We start from the raw sequence: 10,921 nt of genomic DNA on the forward strand, positions 1-10,921 counted from the left end.
TTCTAATTGATCTATTGCACTTTGTAATTCTTTAAGTGCTGTATCTACACTTTCTTGTGTAGCTTTTTCATCAATTACAATTGCCTTAGCTGCATCTAGTTTTCCAACTAAAGTTGCTACTGTATTTTCAGTGAAATCTTCTTTATTTATTTTTTCTGTCTCTCCTATTTTTCCACTTAAAGTTGCTTTATTTACTATGGCAGCACTATCATTTTTTGTAATGAATTGAACTTCTGCAATTGATAACATCAAAGGTCCACTATGAGACTCTAAAAATGTAACTTCTATTCTGTCATATTTAATTGCATTAGTTTCAAATGAAACATCCTTTGCTGTCTTACCAACGTCTTTAGTTCCTAAATCATACTCTTTTCCAGCTTCATCATAACCTTTAGCACTAAGCTTTTTTATCTTACCATTTGTATTTTCTGGGCGATTATAAGCTGTAAAACTATTAATTTGTTGTGGCTTATTAAAGTTAAAGTCTACTTTAAGAGGTAATGAAATACCATCTGCTTCAGTAATACTCCACTTTAATTCAGCTAAAGAATCTTCGCTTATGATACCATCTACAAGTTTATCAAATGCACCAGCTCCATCTTGCATTTTATCAGCTTCACCAGTAACTGTCATATCATCTTTAGTTAAAACTATTTCTTCCTTTATTATCTTTTCTAATTTATCCATTGCATCTTGTAGTTCTTTAAGTGCTTTGTCTACGCTTTCTTGTGTAGCCTTCTCATCTCCTACTAATGCTTTAGCTGCATTTAATTTTTCAACTAAACTTGCTACTGTATTTTCAGTAAAATCTTCTTTATTTATCTTTTCTATTTGTCCTATCTTAGCATTTAAAACTGATTTATCTACTTTAGTATCATCACCATTTTTAATAGTATCAAATGCTGTATTAACTAATATTAATCTTTCTATTGTCATATCAAACTTAATATCTTGCTTAGCCTTTAACTTAATAGTAGCTAATTTTTGATCACCATTTAAAGTTGCCTGGCTTCCTTTGTTTGAGAAGGCTGCCATAATACGTTGTTTAGATGTTCCAACTCCACCAAGTATAGAATAATTCAACATATCCTTAACTACATCTGCACCAGTTACAATTTTAGTACTATCTGTAATTAATTCATACTTATTAGAATCTAGCAACAATTCTAAACTAAATGCATTTATATCTTTTAATTCTGATCCAAATATGTCTACAGTGAATTCATCACCTGCTTTTAGATCCTCCTTGCTTGATTTAATACTTACTCCTCCTGAAATAGGAATTCCAGATGGACTAAACTCACCTTCACCTAATTGAGATGCAACATACATTAAGTCATATGCATCAATTACACCATTATAATTGATATCAACTAATGATACTTGTTCCCATGCTGTATCATTAGTATCAACTCCCATATAACTTGCAAAGAATAGTAAATCTGCCTCATCAATTGCCCCATTTGGAATATTCTCTCCTACTACTACTCCTTCTGTTTTATCCTTTTTATAAGGTCTAAATTCTTGTGCACTACCAAATCCACCTAACGCATTTGTTGCAGTTAATCTAATGTATCTAGCTGTAACACCTGCATCAAATTTAATTGTCTTAACGTCAGCAGTTTTCTCAAATATTCCGTCAGTAACAATATTTTTGTAAATCTTTCCATCTAAACTAACATCTAAATTGTATTTTAGTATGGTTCCATTACTTACATCTGGTCTTGGCAAATATTCAAATTTATCTAGTTGATAAGCTAATTTCATATCAATATCAACAGTATGTGGTAATACATTTCCATCATTCCAATTACTATGCCATAAAGTATTATCATCACCATCTATGGCTTGATCTATTCCGCTTCCATCTTGCTCACTATCAGCTGTCGCAGTCATATTTTTAGGAATATTTCTATATCTATCTAGTTTTGTCTTTCCTATAAGTTCATTACTCCATTCAGATGCTCCTTTAGAATTAGTTGCACGAACTTGATATTTGTGTTCTGTATCTTGGATTAACCCTGAATGAATATATGATGGTAATTCTTCCTCATTGGCTCCTTTAAATACATTTGTATATATTGTTCCATCTATCATTAAATCATAAGTAACATTTGTTCCATTTACCTTATCCCAATTCAATCCTATAACTCGATCTGTAATTTTTGCATCATCAGCTTTTAATCCAGTAGGACTTGCTGGAACTTCTGCATCTGTTACATTCTTAACTTGTGTATTGTTAAAACCATCCACAGTTACTGTAACTACATTAGACATAATATCAGTTTTCTCAACCTTAACATAAAGTTTAGGTGTTGATATAACCTCTGTCTTTTCGAATTCTGAACCTTCAGTTGAATACTTATTTAAGTTAGGTTTTTCATTATAGAAGTATACATTTTCACCATTGTCATACTCTTCTTGGGTTGTAACAGCTTTTACAGTAACATCCTTATCTCCTACTTTTACAGTTACATTACTTGCTTCTTGACGAGTATTTACTATTACTTCTGTTCCTCTATTATTTACCATACCATCATATCCATTACCTTCAGATTTATTAACAGTTATAACTGCTTTTTCGCCTGTAACCTCTGAAGTTATTTTAGTTCTTGTATTTTTATCTTCCTTGTAATCTGTTGTCTTTCCATCATCTTCATACATTGTAAACTCTGTACTGCCTGATGGGTAAACATCAAATATTCTATTTTCTGAACCATCTAATTCTTTTATTGCATTATTTTCTGGTGCCATTGGAATAATAGCTCCATCCTTAATAAATACTGGTGTTTTCCATATTGGTGCATCAAAATTATTAATTACTGATCCGCCCTTATATTGTTCACCTGTAAAGTAGTCTATCCAAACTTGATCTTCATCAGGTAAATAAATTCCATTTCTTACTCCTGCATCATTATCACTCTCATTATATACTGGAGCTACTAACATATTAGGTCCCCACATATATTGATATTGAGTTTCTGTTCCATAAGTATATGGATCATTTGGATATTCTAACATCATAGCTCTAATCATTGGATTAGATGTTGAAGTTGATTCTTCTGCATTTGTATAAATATATGGCATCATTTGTGCCTTTAACTTTAAGTACATTCTATTCATTGAAGCATAAGGTTCACCATAATTCCACGGATTTTTTTCTTTACTATAATCATTGCCACCAGCTGCCCATCCATCCATATCTATTTGAATAGGTGTAAATGCTTTCCATTGGAAATCTCTTGTTTGAATTATTTTATCTCCTCCAAATATTCCATCCATATCAGATCCAATATTTGGATTTCCTGATAATCCTGCTCCAATATAAGTTGGTATATGCATTCTTATATATTCCCAGTTACCACCATATTGATCTCCAGACCATAATCCTGCATAACGTTGAGTTCCAGCCCATCCATCAAGGGATACAATAAATGGTCTTGCTCCACCTGAATTTTCCTCTTTTTCAATTCCTTCTGCTGCTTGACGTGTTGCATTTAATGCCATTGAATAGCCACTACCAACCCATGCAACGTCAGTCTTTATAGCTCTTACTCCAGATTGTATCTCTCCATTCAAGTCTCTACGTAAAGGACTATCTAATGGTAAGCTTAGATCAGGATATAACTCACTTTGTGTCCATAGACCTACTTCTATATTCTTTTTATTAACTTCATCCACAAATTTATTTAAGTTATCTAATCCACCATATCCACATCCATATCCATCATTAGGTAAAAACCATCCTAATGGCATATCATTATCCACATACTTATTTACAGTTTCAAGACCTTTTCCTAATAACTCTCTTTTATCGTTATGACCATTATGCACCCCATTAAAAGCATCAGCATGTCCTAAATAAAAGGAGTATTCTGGCATTAATGCAGCCTTCCCAGTTAATTCTGTATAACTATCTATTACTTTTGTGATTGAATCATCAACAAAGTAGTAGGCATCAAACCTTCCTTCCTCATGAGTGAAAGTAGCAGTTTTAGAAAAATCATATTTTCCTGGCTGAAATGTATTACGCATAACTCCATAGCCTTCTGAACTTACGTAAAATGGTACTGGGCTTGATGCTGCTCCAGCATCCCATCCGCCTCCTACAGAAATATTTATTGAACTATTTTTATGTGAGAAATATCCATTTTGTTGTCCTCCACCATAAAAATTTTCTTTATCTTTTGTATCTAATGTTTGAATTGTTTTATCATCGGAGTACTTTAAAGGTTCTGCTTCACTCCAAAGAACTTTTGCATTTGCAATATCATATAAACTCATCTTTGATGTTGACTTTTCTATGCTTAGCTCTAATGACTCAGTAGATATCTTATAAAAATTTGCATTGCTTTCATCAATTTTTATATCTATAGTTCCATATTCCTTTTCATAAGCTTCATCTGTCTTGTCTATTATTTTTGTTGTCTCATCAGGTTTATTTGGAGTTGGATATTCTGCCAATTCTCCAGTTGGTTCCATATGTAGCCTAAAAACTTTGTTCTCTAAGAAACTTATTTTTATTTTTTCACCTGTTGATAGGTCAATGTTAACATTATCCCCCTCTTTAGTGATCTTAGTAACAGTTCCAATTGTCTTAAGTGCACTTTTTACATATGCCCTGTCTAATATTTCTTTTTCTTCATATGCTTTTACAACGATTACAGACGAAGGAAATAATGACACTGCCATGCATATTGGTAATACTATCCCTGCAAATTTTATAAGTACTTTAAATTTTTTATTTCTTTTTAACATCCTTATACCCCCTATTTATAAATAAATTCTTTATATTCAAAAGGTTTCATGCCAGTATATCCACCAAATTGATCTACTTGATTTGCAGTAGCTTCTACAGGCAAATACATATCCGTATCTCTAAATCTATTTATTGCTACTTCTATAACAAATTTGTTTGAACAACATACCTAAACAATCCCATCATGTATTTTATTTTTATAATTACCAATAATTTTTTTTAGTGGTTAATAAAATATCTGCCATAATTACTCCTCCATATAGCACTTATTTTCCCCTCACTGGTATCTACCACCCATTTTTTACTTTTACTGGTATCTACCACTCAAATACATTGTAAATCGTTTTCTTTTCTTTGTCAATAACATATTTTATATTTTTTCATAATTTAATTCAATGCAATTAACATAAATTTAATGTTTATTTCTGCTTATTATGGTTATATAATTCAATAATAATAATTATTATTAAACTAACTTTAAAAGAAAGTCTTTTATGAAGTATATAATTATAGTCTTATTAGCATTACTGTTATCTTTTTCGACTTTGCTTATAATTAGCATTAAGGTAGTTACCACTGTATTACTTTTAAAACTCTTTTTTATATTTTATTTGTACCAGATATACACGCTAAAATAACAAAAGTCTTATTTTTACATATTTTGTATTTTTATCGGAACTAGTTTTAATATATATCCATAGAACAAACGTTCTCTTATGATTTTGTGAAAATCCAACAAACTTTATGACTCTTATGTAATTTTTATATCTACTATTTTATTTAAACCTAAAGGGGGAATCTTCATATGCAAATTGAATTTAATGAATACGTTGCTAATATTACGCCAAAGGCGGGCAAAGCCATAACTACTAGTGAATTCAATGAACTTACTCGCTTATTAAGCAATGCTCAAAATGGTGATGAGGCTGCAAAAAAATTATTAATTAAAAAATACTATTGTTTTATAGTTTCAAAAACTAAAGGTATTTACTTAAATGGTTATACCTTTGATGATCTTGTTCAAAGTGGTATAGAAACAGTGCTTAGATCAATTAATGCTTTTAATATTACTAAAGGTATTGAAGCCTTTACTCCTTATGTGCTTTTGTCTATAAAAAATAACTTTAATTATTTATGTAGAAAAGAAATTAGATATAATAAAGTTTTCAGCTTAAATACTATAGTTAAAGATAATATGGCATATATGGATTTTATTCCTGATACTAAAAATCTTGAAGAAGTTGTTCTTCAAACAATAACTTCAAAGGAGTTATTCTTTTCACTCAAATTCTTAGATAAAGAAGAGCTTGAACTTATAAAGTTTCTATATTTAGATGATGATGGTGAAAAACAATATTTATCAAACTATGCTAAATTAAAAGGCAAAGACTACTATTATTGTACAAGCCTTAAGAAAAGAGCACTTAGTAAGTTGCACCAAGGGCTTTCATAGCCAAAGAAAACATTAGTTATAATATTTTTAATTACAAAAGTAAATTTACCCTCAGCTGCGTCATTAGACTTCATATTTAATAATCTTTCAACCATTTATTTCACCTCCTTTCTTTTGTCATTAACAGGTTTAAACTAAGAATCAATTTACTATCTAGATAGTAAATTTACTGTTTCTTTGGTTACTTGAGATATTGGATAACTAATGAAGCCTCCAATTATATCTCCAAGATCCATTAATGTTTCTTCTGTAGCTAATAAATTTAAATCATTAGCTCTTTGATTTTTGCGCCGAAGGTGGGCAGCGCTAAAAGAGGATATCTATTTCAATGGTTTTAGTACCATTAATAGATATCCTCAATCTTTATAATAATGTTTTATTTATGCCACTTTATATAATTGGATTTTTTTACAACCCCAGAGGTGTTGGTCCCGACTGAGTTTACGAAGTAAAAAGGGGCTTGCTATCCATTTTCTCACAAGTACCTGACCCCTTTGTGAGGGAATAATAACCGAACTTACTTGACTATTATTAGCTGGTCTACTTATTTTGTGTCCTTAATTGTTTAACAAAATCAATATCCAAACCTGTTTTTTTAGCTATTGTTTCATCATCGGCTATATCTAAAAAATTCTTTGCAATTTTTATCTTTTCTTCTTCCTTTCCTTCTTGCTTATAATGTACCTTTCTAATTTCCTCTATTGTCATTTTTAATGCCCCTCCCTTTTCTTTCTTATACTCTTCATATTTCTTTTCTAATTTTGGATCTTGTATTAAAAATAAGTACTCTAAAAAGTCTACTAATGCTTTTATTTGCTCATTATCTTTAACTTTATCATAATATGCAAGTTCTTCTGCTAATTTAACTTTAGCTTCATATATATCCTCATCGTTTGATTTTGTTTCTAATAAACTCTTAGCCATTTTAAAAACTAATTTTAAAGGGTTATTATCACTTATATTCTCAAGATTTATAGTTTCTACATCTATAGTTCTAAAATTATACCGTAGTATTTCTTCCTCTATTTCTGGAAGTTTATATACATATCTTTCATCCTTGCCTGCGCTGCCTTTGTACGTATATATTGCAGCTGCAACTATTTCAGATTTATCATCATATTTGTATCTGAATTTATCCCAAATTCTATAGAAATATCTAAACATTCTTTCTCCAAAGATCTCTTTCTTGCTATCATAACTTTGTACTTCTATATGAATAAATAATATTTTACTACCATTATCTTTTAATCTAACCTTTATTATCTTATCTGATATTACTTTGTCACCGTTATATTTATCAAAAATTTCCTTTTGTATTTCTTTAAGCTCCATATCTAATGATTCAGTTCCAAGTTTCCAATCAATTTCATTAAATATCTCAGGAAATAACAATTCAACTATTTCTACTTCAAATGCTTCTAAAATAGCTTTCCAAGCGCCATCAAAATCGTGTGTCTTAGGCAATTTTGCTCACGTCCTTATATACTTTATTATTTCTCTTTCTACTTTATATTATATCCCCTAATCTATTTTTATTATAGTTTTTTATTTAATAGGAGGTCGTTGTTGAAGCGTTTTTTAATAATATGTTTTTAACTTTCAAATGATAAAGGACACTTTTTCCGTGGCCTCATTTATCTGATAGCAATATTTCTTTTTAACAATCATTATTAATATCTATGATGTAATATGTATTATTTATCAACTAAAATTAAATGTGTCCTTAACAATATTTACAAATACTTGCTGGTTAGAGTATATCTTTACACCCTATCATGAATGTTATTCATACTCTTTTTTACTTATCCACCTCTATTATAATAAAGTAAACTTTAAAAATCTACTTTAAATTTAAAGTTGCAACTATATTATAATTATTAACACAAACATCCGTTCTTATACAAACATTTATTCTTATTTTTAATTAACTTCATATTTAATACTCTTTCAACCATTCATTTCACCTCCTTTCTTTTGACATTAACTGGTTTAACCTAAGATGCAATTTACTATCTAGATAGTAAAGTTACTGTTTCTTTGGTTACTTGAGATATTGGATAACTAATGAAGCCTCCAAATTATATCTCCAAGATCCATTAATGTTTCCTCTGTCGCTAATAAGTTTAAATCATTAGCTCTTTGGTTTTTGATGATATCATTTCCTTTAGTATCTACACCAACTTTGTATTTAACAACAACTGCTGTATCAACTAATACTGAATTAACTGCCATATGTTTCACCTCCCTTCACTTAAATATATGCAGTAGCTAGGTTTTTTGAAAAAATACTGTTATTTTTTTAAATAATACATTAAAGGTGGGCAGCGCCAAAAGAGGACATCTATTTCAATGGTTTTAGTACCATTAATAGATATCCTCAATCTTTATAATAATGTTTTGTTTATGCCACTTTATATAATTGGATTTTTTTTATAATCCCCAGAGGTGTTTGCCCCACTGGGTTTACGAAGGAAAAAGGGGCTTGCTAACACCTTCAGAAAACAACCTTATATCATTTAAATAAGAATAAAATAGGATAGGTATAATGGTTTTAGTACCACTATACCTATCCTATTTATTTAAGTTATTATATTTCCTTATTTAACTTGCACCTAAAAATCAACGCCTCTTCAGAGAGAGGTGCTGACAAAGAAAGGGCTAGTCCCTAACCTAAAGTTGCTAGTTTTTAATATATACATCATCTAAAGTTATTAATATAGTTTCAAAAGCTTTATCACTAAATAACATTAATTCAACCTTTTGCTTCTGGCCTTTAGAGAATTGATTTAAATATATGAAGTCCGTCCCGATAACTACACCATCAGCATCTTTGTATTGAACATTATATGATATAGATTCGAAATCAAAGTCTGATGTATTTTCTACTACACTTTCTAATTTTATTGACCCATACTCTTCTGTAACTTTTTCAAGTTTAATTTGTGTTCCTAATTCCTCTGCATAAGTTCTAGATTTATTTTCTTTATCAATAACTGTAGCTTGAGCTTTAAAATCCTTATATATTTGCTCATGTTCAGAATTAATCTTAACTCCATAAGTTTCAACCATAGACATTAATGATGGTTTTCTAAGGGCATCTGATTTCTGTTGATAATCATCCTTAAGTTTATAATCATTAGTCTTCATACTTTCTATCTGTTGTTTTGCCCCTTCTATATAATCCTCAGCATTTTTCTTTAATACTGGATCATCTATCCCACTTAAATTCTCTTCTAGAGATTTTATTTCCTTTTCAAGAATTGCAACATTTTTTTTTGTTTTTTCTTCATCCGAAGTTTTTGTAGGCTTATCTTGCTCAGTCCATCTAGCATTTACAGACTTTTCAAAGACATTTATAAACTTTTGATTTCCTGTTAATGTTTCTTTTTCTCCACCACAAGCAACTAATGACATACTAATTACTCCTGCTAAGAATAGTGTTGTAATTTTTTTAAAATTCATCATTAAATCTCCTCTAAGTTATGTATTAATTTTATAATTTCAATCAATTTTACCATCTCTCATTTTAATCAGTTGTTAATTTAGCTTCACCTAAAATTAATCTATTTAATTCATTATTACTTTCAATAGTCCACTCTTTATCTGATTTAGTAAGTGTTATATCACCAGTTCTTTGATCAGAAGTAATATTTTTAAAGCTTTCTATCATAGCGTCATTCATAATCCTATCTCTTTCTTCATCTGTCATATCAGGATTAGTAAATGCTGCTTGAAATACTAATCCGAATGATTTAGTTATAGCACCACCCATAGCCATAGCTATATTATCCCCTTCAACAGTTACATTAACAGTTGCTTTTTCTCCATCAATAGTTTCATTATTTATTTTTAAAGTTAACTTCTTTACTGATTCAGATAATAAATTTGATACTTCATCCGAAACTTCATTACCCTCTGCATCTTCAGTATTTTTCTTACTTCCTTCTTCCATAGAATTTTTTAGTAACTCATTACTCTTACCTTTATCACCTTTTTTTACTTCATTAAAATACTCACTAACTACTTTACTAGGTTTTACCCCTCCGCAACCAACTAATCCAACTGATAATATTCCTATTATTAATATAGAACATAACCTTTCCATGTTTTTCATAAAACACCTCTTTTCTTTGTTTTTATCTATTTATTTCCTCTACAGGATAACCCTACCTATATTATCATAGACCCTCTATTAATTCAATAATTTTATATAATATCTCAATCCTTTTTCAATCCATTTAATAGTATCATTAGAGGTATTTTTCAATTTTTGATATTTCCACACATTACTTTCTTTAATAAGCTAGTGATTAGGATTTTGAACTATTATAATATATATATCAAAGGGACCTAGAAGTTTGAACTGCCCCCTGTCAAGTAGACAGGGTAAATAATAAAAATTACGCTGTTAAAGTATGACTTCGATATTCTATTGGAGTCATACTTTTTAACTTTTTCTGTAATCTTTGTGTGTTATAAAAATCTATATATTCGTCAATGGCTTGTTCAAGTTCCTCATACGTATCAAATTTTCTTAGATAATACATTTCAACTTTAAGTATACCCCAAAAACCTTCCATAGGTCCATTATCAATGCAGCGGCTAACTCTAGACATGCTCTGTGTTGCTTCTATTTTATCTAATTTACTTTTGAACGTTCTATTTGTATATTGATAACCACGATCACTATGAAAAATAGGTTTTGCAGT

General features: G+C 29.8%; 7 protein-coding genes and 1 pseudogene. 1 reads left to right on the plus strand and 7 read right to left on the minus strand.

Features of this window, described 5'->3' with window-relative positions; genetic code table 11:
• On the minus strand, nt 1-4,758 hold a 4,758-nt coding region (locus BLS77_RS19145), incomplete at its 3' end, for a discoidin domain-containing protein (protein WP_139164883.1).
• Nucleotides 4,759-4,769: 11 nt separating this feature from the next.
• A pseudogene (locus tag BLS77_RS20455) lies at nt 4,770-4,916 on the minus strand (class II D-tagatose-bisphosphate aldolase non-catalytic subunit); the annotation flags it as partial.
• Between the two features lie 648 nt (nt 4,917-5,564).
• On the opposite strand from BLS77_RS20455, the gene BLS77_RS19155 reads away from it, so the two are divergent.
• Nucleotides 5,565-6,212, plus strand: coding sequence for a sigma factor (locus BLS77_RS19155; protein WP_089973739.1), 648 nt, complete (start codon nt 5,565-5,567; stop codon nt 6,210-6,212).
• Between the two features lie 540 nt (nt 6,213-6,752).
• Here BLS77_RS19155 and BLS77_RS19160 read toward each other — a convergent pair.
• From BLS77_RS19160 to BLS77_RS19180, 5 genes are all read right to left on the minus strand, one after another.
• A complete protein-coding gene (locus tag BLS77_RS19160) occupies nt 6,753-7,676 on the minus strand; it encodes an Rpn family recombination-promoting nuclease/putative transposase (RefSeq protein ID WP_089973741.1) in 924 nt (307 codons plus the stop codon).
• A 597-nt stretch (nt 7,677-8,273) separates the two neighbouring features.
• Nucleotides 8,274-8,444, minus strand: coding sequence for a DUF1659 domain-containing protein (locus BLS77_RS19165; RefSeq protein WP_089973750.1), 171 nt, complete (start codon nt 8,442-8,444; stop codon nt 8,274-8,276).
• 447 nt (nt 8,445-8,891) lie between these two features.
• Nucleotides 8,892-9,674, minus strand: a complete 783-nt coding sequence (locus tag BLS77_RS19170; RefSeq protein ID WP_089973753.1) for an FxLYD domain-containing protein — start codon at nt 9,672-9,674, stop codon at nt 8,892-8,894.
• Nucleotides 9,675-9,738: 64 nt separating this feature from the next.
• Nucleotides 9,739-10,326 (minus strand): DUF4878 domain-containing protein, encoded by a 588-nt coding sequence (locus BLS77_RS19175; protein ID WP_089973755.1) that lies wholly within the window; start codon nt 10,324-10,326, stop codon nt 9,739-9,741.
• A 286-nt stretch (nt 10,327-10,612) separates the two neighbouring features.
• On the minus strand, nt 10,613-10,921 hold a 309-nt coding region (locus tag BLS77_RS19180), incomplete at its 5' end, for an IS3 family transposase (protein ID WP_139164884.1).

The organism is Clostridium gasigenes (assembly GCF_900104115.1).
GTDB lineage: Bacteria > Bacillota > Clostridia > Clostridiales > Clostridiaceae > Clostridium > Clostridium gasigenes.

Coding starts and splice junctions, on each gene's coding strand:
- BLS77_RS19165 (WP_089973750.1), bottom strand. CDS start 8,444: ATGGCAGTTAATTCAGTATTAGTTGATACAGCAGTTGTTGTTAAATAC.
- BLS77_RS19175 (WP_089973755.1), bottom strand. CDS start 10,326: ATGAAAAACATGGAAAGGTTATGTTCTATATTAATAATAGGAATATTA.
- BLS77_RS19155 (WP_089973739.1), top strand. CDS start 5,565: ATGCAAATTGAATTTAATGAATACGTTGCTAATATTACGCCAAAGGCG.
- BLS77_RS19170 (WP_089973753.1), bottom strand. CDS start 9,674: ATGAATTTTAAAAAAATTACAACACTATTCTTAGCAGGAGTAATTAGT.